The organism is Acinetobacter sp. TW_SC_4 (assembly GCF_054861205.1).
The window spans coordinates 164,644-180,117 of record NZ_CM142174.1 but is presented as its reverse complement, the minus strand read 5'-3'; the positions used below and the strand labels follow the sequence as shown (position 1 = coordinate 180,117).

The window sequence follows — 15,474 nt, the reverse complement described above, 5'->3', positions numbered from 1 at the left end:
TTTTATTAGGCTTAAGCACACTATTCCCATCCGCATAATAATTAAGCAGTTTATTTTTTTAAATAGAATTAAGCTTTCGATTCAGCAGGAGAGCTTTCCCTTCTCTCCCCAGAATTCAATATATTTACGCTATTTGGATTTCAATATTTTAAGACCGGCCAGTTAAGTTGCTATTGAAGGTTTATTTCGCTTACCTCTATCACGGTCTTCACTGGGATGGCGTTTAGGGTTAAACATGGGAGCCACCTTTTGATTTTTATTTTAATGACATTTTCATGCTAAGCCTGTTTTATAGGAATTTACCGCCAATTTGTAAGATAAATTTTTAATTCACCCATCAGGGATGAGCGGGCAATTATTTTCCTGTTCGGTACTGACTTTCATGCCGCAGACTGTTAGGATTTGATCACCTTTTTGCTTGTTTTTTCCCTATGGAACTGCTTGATTTTATCCTCCACGTTGATGATCACCTGCTCGAATTCATTACCAATTACGGCATCTGGATTTATGGCATTCTTTTCCTGATTATTTTTGTTGAAACGGGACTGGTGGTGATGCCATTCCTGCCGGGAGACAGCCTGTTATTTGCATCAGGTGCACTAGCGGCTTCAACGGGTGCAATGGATCCATGGGTACTGATTCCGCTACTGTTCACTGCGGCAGTGCTGGGCGACACCCTGAATTATCATATTGGTAAATATATTGGGCCACGTGTATTTGAGATTGAATCACGTTTTATTAATAAAAAGCATTTGCTTGCTACCCAGCAGTTCTTTGTGAAACACGGTGGTAAAACCATTATTTTTGCCCGTTTCATTCCTTTTGCACGTACCTTTGCACCTTTTGTTGCTGGTGCGGGAAGTATGAATTACAAATATTTCCTGACTTACAATATAATCGGTGGCTTTCTCTGGATCAGTTCATTTGTGATCCTAGGTTATCTGTTTGGCAACATGCCAATCGTCAAAGACAACTTCACTCATCTGATTTTCGGTATCATTATTTTAAGTGTCATGCCTGGTGTGATTGGCTTTATTCAGCAGAAACTCAAGAAAAATAAAATCGCCTGAAAGCCTAGCATTATTGATTGAAAATTTATTCCAGCCAATTGATCAACAAGGGCACCAGGCAAAGCAGTAAAAACAGAGCCGACCCTTTATAAATCAGGTCGGCTTTTCTTTTTGCCGACTCTCCCGCCAGAATCGCTTGTCCAAAGATCATCCAGAACAATGCAACAAGCAAAGCAATCCCAGTAAAAATCGCAAAGACTAGAACAAAGTTACTCGGACTTTCCCAAGTAGACAGCGGCAATATCCCTGTCGCCAGAAGCGCTGCTTTGGGATTTTTCAAGGTTCCCTTAAACATCTGCCAGGGACGGATCTGAGGATGACTCTGATTATATTGTTCCAGTTGCCGTGCTTTGAATAAATGGAAGGTCATCCAGCCCACACCAATTGCACTCAGCACATGCACCAGTTCCTGAAAACTGGGCCAGATCGGTGAAAACAGATGGACCAGCAGAGCCCACCCATTGATCGCGTATAAATACCCTACCAGAATGACGGGAATATACAGACTGGTTTTGGCTGTTCCCTGCTGATAGGCAGAACTGGCCACCAATGCATTGGCAGGTCCAGGGATCATCAGCACTGCTATTGTTGCAAAAACAAAGAGCCAGTTTTCAATCATGGTAGTTAAACATATCAGACAAGGTGATTACCTTAACCAATCTCGTGTTCTGATCACAAGACGGGATCTTTCAAAATTTTATGCGCATCGGTCATTTTTTCTGGTGAATACTGTGAACTGTGTCACTTGAGCAATCATTTTTAAGATAGAAAAAATGCCGACTTAAAGTCAGCATTTTTTTGATATTTAGAGGGCTATTTATTGGTGTTTTGACGGACAACAATTGGGCAGGCTTTAAATTTTGCAGCTTGTACAATAGCTTCCTGTTCACCCAGTAGACGTGCCGTTTCAGTGCGTTTGGTATTGGAAGACTGTCCCATATTCACTGATACACTCGGACCAATGCCCCAGCCACCGCGGCTGCCCCAGCCACCACCGATGCCTACCCCTACGCCGACACCTGTACGTTTAGGCGGCTCAACACCATTATCAAGATATTGCTGAATACGGTTGTATTCCCCCTGAAGCTGCTGACAGTTGATGGTTTGATAATGAGTGGGTGAAACATAGGTCGGTTTGACCGTCGTTGCACAGGCACTCAGCAAGCTAAGTATGCTGATCGCCAGGCTTATTTTCACAAGTTTCATAGTTAACTCGATCTTAATGCTGCTCTATCTCATTGAACAATGATTGATAGGCCTGAGTCAATTTATGATCAGTTGCCAAGTGAATTAATGGCTGATTTTTTTGATGTGACTCTTTCATCAGCACCGACGGTGGCAACATGCTGTTTAGTACCGGAAGACCTTCATCTCTTAGTTGCTGTACCACTTCGCGAGGCAGTTTTGCCTGAGCCTGAAACTGGTTGACCACGATGCCTTCAATTTCCAGACGTTCGTTATGATCATCCTGAGTTTCGATGACATTCTCAATCAGAGTTTGCAAGGCCCGTTTAGAAAACACATCACAGTCAAACGGAATCAGAACACGGTCTGCAGCAATCAGGGCTGAAAGTGTAAAGAAATTAAATGCTGGCGGAGTATCAATAAACACCCGGTCATAATGCTCAGCAAGTGGTTGCAAGGCATCGCGCAGCTTGTAAATCTTATGCTTGGATTCCAGTGCATGGGCCAATGTGCCCAAACTTGGACTGGCCGGAATGACATCCAGATTTTTAAAAGGTGATTGATGCAGATAACTTTCCAGCCCTTTAGCCCGGGTCTTGAGAATGGAACCAATCGCATTACCAATTAAGCTTTTGCTCTGCTGGTTCCCCAATACATCTTCAAAATAGTTTTCAATATTCGGCTCCAGCGCCGGCTTGTCACTCGAATAAGTTGCATCATCCCCTAGTAAATACTGGCTGGAGTTTGCCTGCGGATCAAGATCGATTAACAGGGTTTTAAGCCCCTGATGCGCACTGATTGCTGCCAAATTGACTGCAATACTCGATTTCCCCACCCCACCTTTTTGATTAAAAACCACACGAGTATGCATAAACACCCCTCTTTATTTTTCTAATGATCAGTATGTTTGAGTTCATTGACTGATGAATAATTTAGCCAAAATTCGGCTTGATCATGACCAATACCATAATCGCAATAAGTGAAACCACAGCAATAAATAAGCCAGCACGGCGTTGTACCAGCAGGATTGAATCATCTTTTTTATACGCTTTGCCCAAGGATGAAATCAGCACCAGAAATAAAATAATTTTGGCATAAAACCAAGGCTGTACATCAAAATTCTTTAAAAACAGGGCAATAATCCCAGTTAAGGCAATCACGCTAATCACCACGTGCTGCAAAGCGACCAGAAATACACGTGCTTTTGGATTCGGTTGATTGCCCTGTGTACCCATAAACAGGGTAATAGCACGCGCAAGAATGGCCACAATGGCCAGTCCTGCCGCAGACATATGAATAATCTTGACTAAAAGCTGGGTATCCATAAAGTCCTCTTAGTTTTTTGGTGCATGTGCACATTCCGGACTAGACGTATCCTGTCCTGTCCACTCTTCAGGCAAGAAAGCATGAATTGCCAAGGCATGAATTTTATCTTTAGACAGCAAATCACCTGCCGCAGCATAGACCTTTTGATGGCGTTGTACCGCACGCAGGCCGGCAAAGGCTTCACTGACAATCACTGCCTTAAAATGCGATTCCTTACCCGGAAAATATCCACCATGACCCGAAGATTCATTCACGACTTCCAGGTAAGTAGGTGACAATTGTGTCAAACGGTCTTTCAGTTGTTGTTCTAAGCTCATGGCCTGACTCCGATTCAAGATATGGGTCCAGTATACCCTGTTCTATCCGCTATTTCGGTGCAAAAAATGTCTGCAATTATTTGATTGTGCCGAGATTTCATTAAATTTTGCATAAATTTTGTCTAATTGTCTGGAAGCACAGAGAATATTGCTTTTATTTTATGCAATCGACACAAGATTCTTCATAAAGTTATTGACCCTGTTTTTGCATGCTGTATTATACACGGCATGCGGGAATAGCTCAGTTGGTAGAGCACAACCTTGCCAAGGTTGGGGTCGCGAGTTCGAGTCTCGTTTCCCGCTCCAAATTCTTTTTTGTTCATTTTTTAAAGTAAAAAATTGATCGACCCTGCGGGAATAGCTCAGTTGGTAGAGCACAACCTTGCCAAGGTTGGGGTCGCGAGTTCGAGTCTCGTTTCCCGCTCCAAATTCAAAAAGCCCTGATCGAAAGATTGGGGCTTTTTCGTTGTTGATTTTAAATAACATTTTTTCTTTCAGTCTATAAAGCTATCAGCTTCAAAGTGAGTAAAAAGTTAAGTTAGATCAGTTAAGAGTGGGCTTACGTGACCAAAAGTGACCAAAACGTGCCCTATCAATGTCAACTATAGATCAACATGTTTAAGTTTTTGCATGAATTCTACTCAATATGAACTGAGTAATTTTTAAAAAAACCTGAAGCACTCCCTTATGGCTTTCATTAAAGCTTTTTAATCTCTTATAAAAAATGGTGACCAAATTTGGTCACCAAAAATACTTAATAAAAACAATATACTAACTAGAAAATTATTAAATTATATGACGCTTTTTATTAGCAATAATTATTCATCTGGCTTGAACTTTAATAAATCACCAACGTCTACATTTAACAATACGCACAATTTTTCTAATGTTTCAAAATCAATACGAGTTGATTGACCATTATAAAGCTTATGTAAAGTCGTCTTACTCATTCCGGTTGCCCGAGCTACATCTGCCACTTTCATTCTTCGTTCCGCCAAAAGAACAGGCAAGTTACAAACTATCATTAATTACCACCATTGTGTAATAAAGTACTTGCATGATGTATTAAACGCATTTATTATTGCATTGTGATCTTAAATAACACCATTGTGATACTTTATAAAAGGATACAAACATGAATCTTACTTATATTACTACAAAAGAATTGGCAGAACGAATCCATTATAACGAACGTACCATTCGTAATCAGTTAAAGGATAGCGTTCTAATCGAAGGTATTCATTACATCCGCCCTTTTGGTGGACGCAAAATTTTATATGTATGGGAGCGTATTGAAGAAGATATGACTAAAACCACTTTAGGCTCGCTACACAGCCTACAACTTCAATAAGGAGGATATTATTATGGCTGCCATCCGTACTAGATACGGTAAGTTATGTGTCGATTTTCGATACTTAAACATCCGTTGTCGTGAAACAACAGCTCTTGAAGACAATGCTCCGAATCGCAAAAAGCTTGAAAAAGTGATTGAGCGAATGGAAGCGGAAATCTTATTGGGTATTTTTGACTATGCTAAGTACTTTCCAAAAAGTTCTCGTTTGAAAGAAATCAAAAATGCAGAAAACAGAGTAAATGAAATCAGCTCTAAAACACCTCTATTTTCAAAGTTCTGTGAAATCTGGTTCACTGATAAAGAAATAGAGTGGCGTACAAGTTATAAGGAGAAAATTCAAATTGTAATCAAAAAGTACTTGATCCCTTTTTTTGGCGCAATTCCTGTTATTAATATTAAAAAGTCAGACATTCTTGGATTCCGTTCATCCCTCGCCAAAGTGACTCACGGAAAAAACCAAGAATGCCTTTCACCATCAAGAATCAACCAGATTATGATAGTGCTTCGTATGATACTCGATAGTGCTGCCGAACGATATGAATTTGATAGCCCTTATAAAAATATCAAGAACTTAAAGCAAGGAAAGATTGAAGTAACACCTTTTTCATTAAAGGAAGTACACGCAATCCTTGCCACAGTTCGTGATGATTTTAAGCCTTATTATACTGTTCGATTTTTCACAGGTATGCGCACCAGTGAGATCGATGGCTTGCAATGGAAAAATGTGGACTTACAACGTCGGGAAATCCACATTCGTGAAGCATTGGTGAATGGGGAGCTTGGTGGAACCAAAACTTATGGTTCTGACCGCACGATCCAGATGAGTGATCGGGTTTATCAGGCCTTTCTGCAACAAAAAAGCTTAAATTCTGGAAAATCAGAATTTGTATTTTGTAATCGCGATGGTGGGCCGCTTGATTATCGCCTGGTCAATAAGCGTGTCTGGCATCCCCTGCTACGCTATTTAGGGCTAAAACCTCGTCGTGCTTATCAAACACGTCATACTGCAGCTACGCTCTGGCTGTCGGCAGGCGAGAACCCAGAATGGATTGCACGCCAGCTGGGACATTCAACGACTGAAATGCTATTCCGGGTCTATAGCCGTTACATCCCTAATGTTACGCGCCGCGATGGTAGTGCTTTTGAAGCCATGCTGGAGAGACTGAATACAGAGAAGCTTGTCCATGAACAGTAAAGCTTTTTTTGGCGGCGTAGTCGTTAGCCCAGAAGCAGATATGGTCGCTCGTGAATTAATCCATGAGCTACACATTCCCAAACTGCACAATCTGGCCTTTTTGCTGGAAATCAATAAATGCTTCGATGATCACCAAGCATTAAGACTCTGGCTACAGCGAATGCTGGATGAAGGGCAAGCTCATTACGATGACTTGGCTCAACAGGCCCGTTTCCGGTTAATGAGCCTAGCTCACTAATAAAACAATCATAAAAGGTCATCAAATCGATGACCTTAGCCCCTCTATACCTATAAAAAGGTGAACACATGCATAAAGATATTTCAATTTGGATGCCACTCTATATTGGCGACCTACAGGCAAAATTTGCACGAATGACGGCAGAACAAATTGGTGCGGCACTGCTGTTAATGATGGATTTCTGGAAAAATGGTGCCATTCCTCACGACCTAGCGACTGTTTGTAGCATCACGAAATTACCGCAGCACACCAAGGCTAAAACTTTGTTAAATACGCTGATGGCCCTAGAATTGTTTGAAGTCGAGTCTGAGCAGATTCATTCAAATTTCTTAAGCAGTTTAAAAAGCCAAGCATTGCAAAATCAGCAAATGAAATCTGATAAAGCTAAAAATGCAGCTCAAGTACGTTGGGGGAAATCCGCAAGTAATGCTCAAGCATCAGCCAAGCAACGAAAAGTAAATGCTCAAGCAGCTCCTGAGAAGAACCCGAGTATTACTCAAGTCATGCTTGAACCATGCCCTTCATCTTCATCTTCATCTTCATCTTCATCTTCATCTTCATCTTCATCTTCAAATTTTGAAGAAAAAAATGAGGATTTTTTAGAAAATTCCAAATGGATTTAGGAGAGTGATCATGAATACCATGCTTAAAACGCTCCAGTTTCGCACAGAAACAACGGAAACACTTTGCCCTACCCATCATATACCCCTGATGGAAATCGCTGGTCACAAGCTATGTAAATTGTGTGCCAAAGAAACCGTCCATCACTCACATGCAGCCTATGCAGATGAGTTGCAACAGCGATTGCTACAACAGAAAATCAAAAACTCAGGGCTCAATAAACGCTACCTGGATCGTGGCTTCAAGAATTATGTAGTTGCATGTCCTGCACAAGACAATGCCATCAAACTATGTCAGGCTTTTGCACAGCAGATTATTTCTGACCATTATCCAAACCTACTGCTCATTGGTACACCGGGTACAGGAAAGACTCATCTGAGTGCGTCAATCATTCGCAACATTCTGCATAACAGTACAAAATCTGCACGCTACTATACCAGCGCAGAAATTGCTCAAAAAATGATGGATACCTGGTCAGATGCTTCACGCTCTGAGAAAGAAGTCATCGACCATTTCTCCAGTTTTGATTTATTGGTGATTGATGAATATGGCCTGCATGACCGGCATGAAAAACGCCTGGAGATGGTGCATAAGGTCTTATATAGCCGTTATGACAACATGAAATCTACTCTGCTGATTTCCAACTTCACAGTCCAAAATATGCAGCGAGATTTAGGTGTCCGATTATGGTCACGATTACATGAAAACAATTTGATTGTAGTACCGTGTTATTGGGATGATAGACGCATCACCGGATAAAAGAAGTCTTTACTACCGCCAATTATCTTATTGATATAATTGGCATTTTTTATAATTAATTTCTAAAAATCTCAACTTTATTCTCTAAAATATAGACAGAAAAATTCTAGAAAAAGAGAGGAAATCCTATCATTTTATGTTGAAAATCATAAAGTTCATTAATGAATTACCGGTATCAAAATAATTACTACCGAATAGCGTACTTATTAATAGGACTTACGCAAAGACGACCGAAGGCGAGTTATCTTAATCAATTTTTGAGCTTACAAGCAGGGGTTACGATGAAAATTTTTTGGTTTATACCGACACATGGCGACAGTCGTTATTTAGGCACGAGTAAAGGGGCAAGAACCGTTGACCATACCTATATGAAGCAAATTGCAGTGGCAGCCGATAACCTTGGCTATGAGGGCGTGTTGATTCCGACAGGTCGCTCATGTGAAGACCCTTGGTTGGTCGCCGCTAGTCTCATTGATGCGACCACTCGCTTAAAGTTTTTGGTGGCATTACGCCCTGGGGTGACGACACCCGCGCTTGCTGCTCGCATGACAGGCACCTTTGATCGATTATCAAATGGTCGATTGCTGCTTAATCTGGTCACAGGCGGCGATGAACAAGAGCTTAAAGGCGATGGCATCTTTGAAGACCACGCGACGCGTTATCAGACAGCCAGTGAATACACCACGATTTGGCGAGAGATTTTGACTCGCTCGCACACAGGCGAATCCTTTACTTTTAACGGTGAACGCTTGCAAGTAGAAGATGCTAAATTGCTGTACCCCCCTCTACAACAGCCATATCCGCCCTTGTGGTTTGGCGGTTCATCTGAGGCGGCGCAAACACTGGCTGCCGAACAAGTTGACAGTTATTTGACGTGGGGTGAGCCGCCTGCCGCCGTCAAAGAGAAGATTGAGCAGCTTAAAACCAAAGCCGCTGCCAAAGGTCGTACATTAAGCTATGGTATTCGTCTGCACGTGATTGTGCGTGAAACCAATGAAGCCGCTTGGCAAGCCGCTGATGAATTATTGAGTCATGTGAATGACGACACCATTGCCGCTGCCCAAGCCAAATTTGCCCAAATGGACTCGGTGGGACAACAACGTATGGCAGCCTTGCATGGCGGTCGCCGTGATAACTTAGAAATTTCGCCCAACTTATGGGCAGGGATTGGACTGGTACGTGGTGGCGCAGGCACCGCACTGGTGGGCGACCCACAAACTGTTGCCGCGCGTATTCAAGAGTATGCCGATTTGGGCATTGATAACTTTATTTTTTCAGGCTATCCACACTTAGAAGAGGCGTATCGGTTTGCTGAATTGGTTTTCCCATTATTACCGAAAGACACCCAAAACACCTTGGTCAAGCCAAATTTGACAGGACCGTTTGGTGAGATTGTCGCTAATAACTATGCACCACCGCAACAAACCCGTGACACTGCAACCCCAAAAACACCTACCACTGCTGCACCTAAACACGCCATCGCCTCTTAAATTCATCTTAAAGACATATTAAAGGCGTCTTCAATGCTTGTGATAAAACGTGCTAATTAAAGCACGTTTTTCGCTTCGTCTATACCTATCATTAGACACCTATCATCCGACAGGGTGTGTGGAATCCACCCTAGCCATGATAAACATCTTTTAACTGATAAACCTTTTAACTGATAGACTTTGTTTTAAAAAGTGGTAGCCAGTTATACGGTGAGATTAGACCAGCAAGCTACTTTGCTAAAGTTAATCATCAAGGTGTCAATATCCCAACTTTTTTAGCAAATGCAACACAGGAAAAATGACTTCTCTATAGCTAGGTTATATTCGGGATGTGAATAACCTATTGATAGTAATGAATATTTTTTAAGCCAACACTGTTAGTTTTACGGTCTCTAGTATGTCATTTTTTAATCAATAGCTTAGTTGTGTAATTTTATGGGTGATAAAAGTTATTTTAACGCTTTTGCTTTTTGCGGCTTATATAATAAAAAAGATTTAAATTTTAAATCATAAAACAATGGGATAAATAAATTTAAATCATGCACTTCAATTAATGATCAACTAACTATAAGGGCAATAAATATGACAACTGAAAACAATGAAAAACTTTCTTTATTAGACGATGTGGCATTAAAAGCCCAAATGCTCATGGCAAATCTAAAAGAGGGCGCTAATGATGGCTATGACCATTCTGTCACCAGTGCCGGTGAAAAGGGCTTAAAATCAGGCAAAGTGTCTGAACTCACCGCCATCGCCCCCTTGACCAAAGATGGGGCAGCTCGTATCAAGCGAATTTTGGAAATTACCAAAGGCAATCTTGCAGGGGCGACCAATGTAGGCACCTTGCATGATTTGCGGTTGGTGTTTTTAGACAATGATACTAAGCTACTGTTTTGTACCGCCTATGATGGCGATTGGGATGCTTACATCAACGACTTTGCTACCAAAATTCCAGAACTCATGGATTTGATTTTTGGCAATGTAGAGGGTTGGCCTGGGATTAAAAGCCCGACTGTCAAGCAATTTATCCTTGACCATCAGATTACCGCTACCGGTTGGTATGTAGGTGTACCGCATCTGACGGTTCGTGATATTGCGCGTAATGACAAAATCGTGCGTGGCATTAATAAAGCCATTGAACAAGCCCAATAAGCCCGCTTAGAACCTGTATTCACCATATCACGTTTATCAGCGTACTATTCTAACCGTACTCTGAACGGGCAAGCTTTAGGTTAAAATTTCGATACAAAAGCGATTTGTTCAGTGATTTTACCATAAGCAAGCGATATTTAGCGTGGTGTATGGTGAACAAGCTTTCAGCATCAAATTTTTAAGATTCTCTGCTAGGAACGACCATGAATAACGACAACCCAGCGAATGAAAGCCTACTTGGCAAATTAAAAACCCATCTACAAGATGGTATCGAGCATGGTATAGAGGCCGTTAAAGACAAACTTGAACACAGCGATACACCCGCTGAAAAAGGCAGTGTCAAAGAACGGGTACACGAAGCGAAACAAAAAATCGGCACGCAGCTGCACAGCGTCATGACACGGGCAACGAACGCTATCTATCCCAATATCGCCACGATGGAGCTTGAGGATATTCAAGCTATTATTTTGCATGACCGCCCTGCGCCTTACTACGGCACGCTTGTCGCGCTAAAAGTCAATGACAGCAACGCGGGTCGTGAATTACTAAAAGCGGTATTACCAAACGTCACAGGCTCAAAAAATTTCCAAAAAGATATGGATGCCAATTTGACCATTGTGATGACGTATAAGGGGCTAAAAGCTTTAGGCTTACCGCAAAGCTCGCTTGATTCTTTCCCAGAAAATTTCAAAGCAGGTATGGCAGGCCGCTCCGATATCTTGGGTGACAAAGGCGATAATGACCCTAGCAACTGGCTTGCGCCATTTGGTGATAAAGGCGATATTCATATTTGCGGCGCGGTGATTGCCAATAGCCAAGAAAAATGGCAAGCCAAACTTGCCGAACTTAAACAGACGTTTGCCCCTTATCTAGATACCAGCCGTAACGCGATCGAAATCTTAGTGGAACATGATTTTGGCGTAGATGGTGACGTCAAAAACGTGTTTGGTTATCGCGATGGCATCAGTAACCCAGAAGTTGATGGCAGTGGTATCAGCCTTGAAAATAACACCGAACGTCCGATTGCGGCGGGTGAATTTGTGTTAGGTTATAAAGGTGAAGCGGGCGTGGTACCTCCCATGCCACAGCCTGAAGTATTGGGAAAAAACGGTTCGTTTATGGTACTGCGAAAATACCGCAGTAATGTCGCTGACTTTCACCGCTATTGCCTTGAACAAAGCGACAATGACCCAGCTAAAGCCGATAAATTGGGGGCAAAAATGTTTGGTCGCTGGCGTTCGGGTGCCCCCATCACCCTAAGCCCAGACCATGATGATGAAGCCCTCGGCAAAGACAATGTAGCAAACAATAAATTTGACTACACGGACGATCCCTATGGCAAAGGCTGCCCGTTTGGTGCCCATGCTCGCCGTATGAACCCCCGCAATACCAAAGATTTTATTCTAAGCGATGTGCGTCTTCACCGTATCATCCGCCGTAGTGTATCGTATGGCGATATCGTGCCGCCCAACGTGACCCAAGACGATGGTCAAGAGCGGGGGTTATTTTTTATCGGTATCAACGCCCATGCCATGGACACGCTTGAGTTTTTGCAAAGCCAATGGATTAATGACGGCAACTTTATGAACCTTGGGGAAGAACGTGACCCAATGCTAGGCGTACACGCAGGTAGTGACGCTGATAGCGATGTGTTCACCGTACCCGATGAGCCAATTCGTAAGCGTCATACCAATATTTTGCAATTTAATACCCTACAAGGCGGTGAATATCTTTTTGTACCGAGCTTGTCGGCACTCAAATGGATGAGTGAGCTTAACGAAAATTCATATTAGAGTAAATCTAAATAAAAAAAGGTTAGGTGGGTTTAGTAAACCTAACCTGATAAAAATAACAAAGGACAATCATCATGTTAAATAAATTATTCGGTCGTCGTTATGCCAAGTTTGACCCAGCCATCGACCAGCTTACTAGCGACGATGAAAAAGCCATCGACCAAATCACCGCAGATATTCGTGACTATATCGGCAAATCAGACACGGTTAGCAAAATCAATTATCACACCCGAGATGCCCACGCTAAAGGCTACTGTGCATTAAAAGCCAACTTTGAGATTTTACCAAAACTGCCCAAAGAATATGCCCAAGGTATCTATGCCAAACCCGCTCGTCATGAAGCAGTGATTCGTTTTTCTAACGGCTCATCTCGTGTGGCTGCCGACAACAAGTTGGGGCTTTCTCAAGGGTTGGCGATTAAAGTCTTTGGTGTCAAAGGCGACAAATTACTGCCAGATGAGCCAGATAGCCCAAACTTTGACTACAATCTGATTAATTTTCCTATTTTCTTTTGTAATACTATCCAAGACTATAGTTATATTTCACGGCTATTTTTACAATTAAATGATTATTTTGCCAAAGGCGCGAAAGGGCAAGCCAAATTTGCCTTTGACTGGATTACCCAATATGGCAAAAAACTGCCATCCAAAGAATCCCTCAAGACTTTTAGGGCTTTTAGTAAGTTTAAAACCATCAAACCGCAAAATACCTTGTTATACAGTTTTTACTCACAAGGGGCGGTGCGTCATGGCGACTATATGGCGAAAATCCGTGTCGCCCCGACCAAAGCGTCACAAGCCAAAATCAAACGCCGAGATCTCGATGTCAATGCCACCAGCGAGGCGATTCGTCCTCTGATTTTACAAGAAATCCGTCAGCACGATTATGAGTTTGATGTGCAAATCCAGCTGTGCCGTAACTTAAAAGACCAACCCATTAATGACTTGACCAAAGAATGGGATGAAAAAGACGCCCCGTTTGTGACAGTGGCAAAACTCACCATCCCTTGCCAAGATGTGCCGGATGACGGTAATTTTGACATTATGGAACACTTGTCATTTACCCCGTTTCGCTGTATTGAAGCCAACCGTCCGATTGGTAATTTGCAACATGCGCGACTGCGTGCCTATCAGACCGCCTCGACCACTCGCCATCGTTTAAATCATAAAAAACGTGCCGAGCCAATCAATCTAAAACAGGCATTTGATAAAGATTTTTATAACCTTTAAATTTGGCAAAAAACCAGTAGCGGGGCGGTTATGGGGGCATTGTTTGGGGTAAAATTTCACCCATTGGGTAAAAAACTACATCGCCTTTAATCATTCAAAAACCGTTAGCCTGTGACTGGGCTAACGGTTTTTTACCTTTTTACGCCATTAAACTGGCTTTGTTGCATAAATATGTAAGCATCTGATTTAAATAAATTTAATTTTGGATCAAAAAATAATCAAAACTTTTAAAATCAAATAGTTATGAAATCTTTGTGCAACAAAGCCGATTGAAAATCAGATGCGTCCCTGGGCGTTGGGGCGCAAGAACTGGCTGTTTGCAGGTTCGCTGCGCAGTGGTCAGCGAGCGGCAAACATCATGACGTTAATCCAGTCAGCAAAGCTGAATGGCTTGGATCCGTATGCCTATTTAAGTGATGTGCTGAAAAGGCTGCCGACACACAAAGTGACCCAAATTGAAGAGTTACTGCCACACCGCTGGAAACCTAAATCGAATTAAAAAATAGGCATGGGGTTCAGCGGACGCTTACGTTCAGCGGACGCTTACTGCCTATTTAAGTGATGTGCTGAAAAGGCTGCCGACGCATAAAGCGACCCAAATTGAAGAGTTACTGCCACACCGCTGGAAACCTAAATCGAATTAAAAAATAGGCATGGGGTTCAGCGGACGCTTACTGCCTATTTAAGTGATGTGCTGAAAAGGTTACCGACACATAAAGTGACCCAGATTGAAGAGTTACTGCCACACTGCTGGAAACCTAAATTGAATTAAAAATTGGTATGGGATTCAGCGGACACTTACTATACTTATCAAAAATTGATTCCTGTTTGGTTTTAATTACCATTAAAAAAAGCTCAAAAATACTATATATAGTAGACCTCTTGCGAAAGTCGTTATTGCAAGTTCATCCGATTTACCAGTGCAGCGATTAAGTTAATGCGTAAACCGAATCTTTTCCGTCTATTTCGATAGCGTTCACTTAATATTCTAAATGTTTTCAATTGACTATTAATATGTTCGATCACAACTCGTATTTTTCCAATCATTTTATTGTACTTTTTCTCAACATCAAATAAGGGTAAATTCTTCTTTTTCTTTATTGGCATCAATAATTTAAAGCCATCTTGCTCTAATCCGTAGTACCCTAAATCGGTCATAATATTTACAATGTTTGAATTTTTTAACCGTTCTTCTTGCCAATTTAATGTCATGCTGACTGCCATTCGATATATCTAGCCCTATGATTTGTTTGCTGTTCGGATGATAGATCACTTGTGCTTTTAGCGTATGTTTCTTCTTTTTACCACTGTAGAACTTACTCTGATTTTTTTTTCGGACGTTCTATTGAACATTCTGTCGCATCAATAATGACCCAGTTAAACTGTTCGTCTGCTGTGGTAATGCTTCGTTTTGGCAGAGTAAACCGTCTTGATTTCATCAATGCATCTTCAACCTTTTTAATGGTTCGATTCACATTACTTTCAGCGATATGGTAATTTGCAGCCAACTCCAATTGAGTGCTGTAATTCCGTAAGTAATTGAGTGTTAATAATAATTGATCCTCTATAGCTAAAGTATGAGGACGCCCAGATTTCTTTTTAAGTGATTCTACTTCTTTTAAAACTTCGATCATTTCACTAAAAACTGGTCGAGGTACACCAACCAAGCGCTGGAATTCAGAATCTGAAAAACGATTTAATTTCTGATATCTCATGAAATTTAGATTGAGGTGGTTTTTACTTTC

The 15,474-nt window shown here is 41.7% G+C and carries 18 protein-coding genes, 2 tRNA genes and 2 pseudogenes; 15 read left to right on the top strand and 7 right to left on the bottom strand.

What is annotated here, in order from left to right:
• The first annotated feature begins 431 nt into the window (after window positions 1–431).
• Window positions 432–1,070, top strand: a complete 639-nt coding sequence (locus ACWM1W_RS00805; RefSeq protein WP_004780651.1) for a DedA family protein — start codon at window positions 432–434, stop codon at window positions 1,068–1,070.
• 25 nt (window positions 1,071–1,095) lie between these two features.
• On the opposite strand, the gene ACWM1W_RS00800 is transcribed toward ACWM1W_RS00805, so the two are convergent.
• The 5 genes from ACWM1W_RS00800 to ACWM1W_RS00780 all read right to left on the bottom strand — a co-directional run bounded on the left by ACWM1W_RS00800 (window position 1,096) and on the right by ACWM1W_RS00780 (window position 3,898).
• Complete coding sequence (locus ACWM1W_RS00800; RefSeq protein WP_005233326.1) at window positions 1,096–1,689, bottom strand: hypothetical protein; 594 nt, start codon at window positions 1,687–1,689, stop codon at window positions 1,096–1,098.
• A gap of 194 nt (window positions 1,690–1,883) precedes the next feature.
• Window positions 1,884–2,276, bottom strand: a complete 393-nt coding sequence (locus ACWM1W_RS00795; RefSeq protein ID WP_375726007.1) for a hypothetical protein — start codon at window positions 2,274–2,276, stop codon at window positions 1,884–1,886.
• Between the two features lie 13 nt (window positions 2,277–2,289).
• Complete coding sequence (locus tag ACWM1W_RS00790; RefSeq protein ID WP_005233323.1) at window positions 2,290–3,126, bottom strand: ParA family protein; 837 nt, start codon at window positions 3,124–3,126, stop codon at window positions 2,290–2,292.
• Window positions 3,127–3,187: 61 nt separating this feature from the next.
• Complete coding sequence (locus ACWM1W_RS00785) at window positions 3,188–3,580, bottom strand: SirB2 family protein (RefSeq protein WP_375726006.1); 393 nt, start codon at window positions 3,578–3,580, stop codon at window positions 3,188–3,190.
• A 9-nt stretch (window positions 3,581–3,589) separates the two neighbouring features.
• On the bottom strand, window positions 3,590–3,898 hold the full coding sequence (locus ACWM1W_RS00780) for a BolA family protein (RefSeq protein WP_375726005.1): 309 nt from the start codon (window positions 3,896–3,898) through the stop codon (window positions 3,590–3,592).
• 230 nt (window positions 3,899–4,128) lie between these two features.
• Here ACWM1W_RS00780 and ACWM1W_RS00775 point away from each other — a divergent pair.
• Window positions 4,129–4,204, top strand: a tRNA-Gly gene (locus tag ACWM1W_RS00775).
• A 45-nt stretch (window positions 4,205–4,249) separates the two neighbouring features.
• Window positions 4,250–4,325, top strand: a tRNA-Gly gene (locus ACWM1W_RS00770).
• A 391-nt stretch (window positions 4,326–4,716) separates the two neighbouring features.
• Here the strand turns inward: ACWM1W_RS00770 and ACWM1W_RS00765 are convergent.
• Entirely contained in the window at window positions 4,717–4,923 is a 207-nt protein-coding gene (locus ACWM1W_RS00765) for a helix-turn-helix domain-containing protein (RefSeq protein ID WP_004280956.1), read from the bottom strand.
• A 110-nt stretch (window positions 4,924–5,033) separates the two neighbouring features.
• Between ACWM1W_RS00765 and ACWM1W_RS00760 the strand changes: the two genes are divergently transcribed.
• The 12 genes and pseudogenes from ACWM1W_RS00760 to ACWM1W_RS00705 all read left to right on the top strand — a co-directional run bounded on the left by ACWM1W_RS00760 (window position 5,034) and on the right by ACWM1W_RS00705 (window position 14,501).
• Window positions 5,034–5,249: a hypothetical protein gene (locus ACWM1W_RS00760; protein ID WP_001054887.1), complete on the top strand. Its 216-nt coding sequence runs from the start codon at window positions 5,034–5,036 to the stop codon at window positions 5,247–5,249.
• A 13-nt stretch (window positions 5,250–5,262) separates the two neighbouring features.
• Complete coding sequence (locus tag ACWM1W_RS00755) at window positions 5,263–6,447, top strand: site-specific integrase (protein ID WP_004883936.1); 1,185 nt, start codon at window positions 5,263–5,265, stop codon at window positions 6,445–6,447.
• Window positions 6,437–6,685: a hypothetical protein gene (locus tag ACWM1W_RS00750; RefSeq protein ID WP_001084944.1), complete on the top strand. Its 249-nt coding sequence runs from the start codon at window positions 6,437–6,439 to the stop codon at window positions 6,683–6,685. The genes ACWM1W_RS00755 and ACWM1W_RS00750 overlap by 11 nt, the downstream gene beginning before the upstream one ends.
• Window positions 6,686–6,753: 68 nt before the next feature.
• Window positions 6,754–7,308 (top strand): DUF1376 domain-containing protein, encoded by a 555-nt coding sequence (locus ACWM1W_RS00745; protein WP_000548572.1) that lies wholly within the window; start codon window positions 6,754–6,756, stop codon window positions 7,306–7,308.
• Window positions 7,309–7,318: 10 nt separating this feature from the next.
• Window positions 7,319–8,065, top strand: coding sequence for an ATP-binding protein (locus ACWM1W_RS00740; RefSeq protein ID WP_002058176.1), 747 nt, complete (start codon window positions 7,319–7,321; stop codon window positions 8,063–8,065).
• A gap of 281 nt (window positions 8,066–8,346) precedes the next feature.
• A complete protein-coding gene (gene ssuD / locus ACWM1W_RS00735) occupies window positions 8,347–9,555 on the top strand; it encodes an FMNH2-dependent alkanesulfonate monooxygenase (RefSeq protein ID WP_004883940.1) in 1,209 nt (402 codons plus the stop codon).
• 582 nt (window positions 9,556–10,137) lie between these two features.
• The gene (locus ACWM1W_RS00730) at window positions 10,138–10,707 is read left to right on the top strand and encodes a hypothetical protein (RefSeq protein WP_004280952.1); all 570 of its coding nucleotides are present in this window, start codon (window positions 10,138–10,140) and stop codon (window positions 10,705–10,707) included.
• 203 nt (window positions 10,708–10,910) lie between these two features.
• The gene (locus ACWM1W_RS00725; protein ID WP_005233314.1) at window positions 10,911–12,500 is read left to right on the top strand and encodes a Dyp-type peroxidase; all 1,590 of its coding nucleotides are present in this window, start codon (window positions 10,911–10,913) and stop codon (window positions 12,498–12,500) included.
• A gap of 74 nt (window positions 12,501–12,574) precedes the next feature.
• A complete protein-coding gene (locus tag ACWM1W_RS00720; RefSeq protein WP_005233312.1) occupies window positions 12,575–13,729 on the top strand; it encodes a catalase family protein in 1,155 nt (384 codons plus the stop codon).
• Window positions 13,730–13,997: 268 nt separating this feature from the next.
• A pseudogene (locus ACWM1W_RS00715) lies at window positions 13,998–14,228 on the top strand (transposase domain-containing protein); the annotation flags it as partial.
• 64 nt (window positions 14,229–14,292) lie between these two features.
• A complete protein-coding gene (locus ACWM1W_RS00710) occupies window positions 14,293–14,373 on the top strand; it encodes a hypothetical protein (protein ID WP_228722936.1) in 81 nt (26 codons plus the stop codon).
• Window positions 14,374–14,420: 47 nt separating this feature from the next.
• The gene (locus tag ACWM1W_RS00705) at window positions 14,421–14,501 is read left to right on the top strand and encodes a hypothetical protein (protein ID WP_224214008.1); all 81 of its coding nucleotides are present in this window, start codon (window positions 14,421–14,423) and stop codon (window positions 14,499–14,501) included.
• 122 nt (window positions 14,502–14,623) lie between these two features.
• On the opposite strand, the pseudogene ACWM1W_RS00700 reads toward ACWM1W_RS00705, so the two are convergent.
• Window positions 14,624–15,444, bottom strand: a pseudogene (locus ACWM1W_RS00700) (IS5-like element ISAba27 family transposase).
• Window positions 15,445–15,474: the final 30 nt, after the last annotated feature.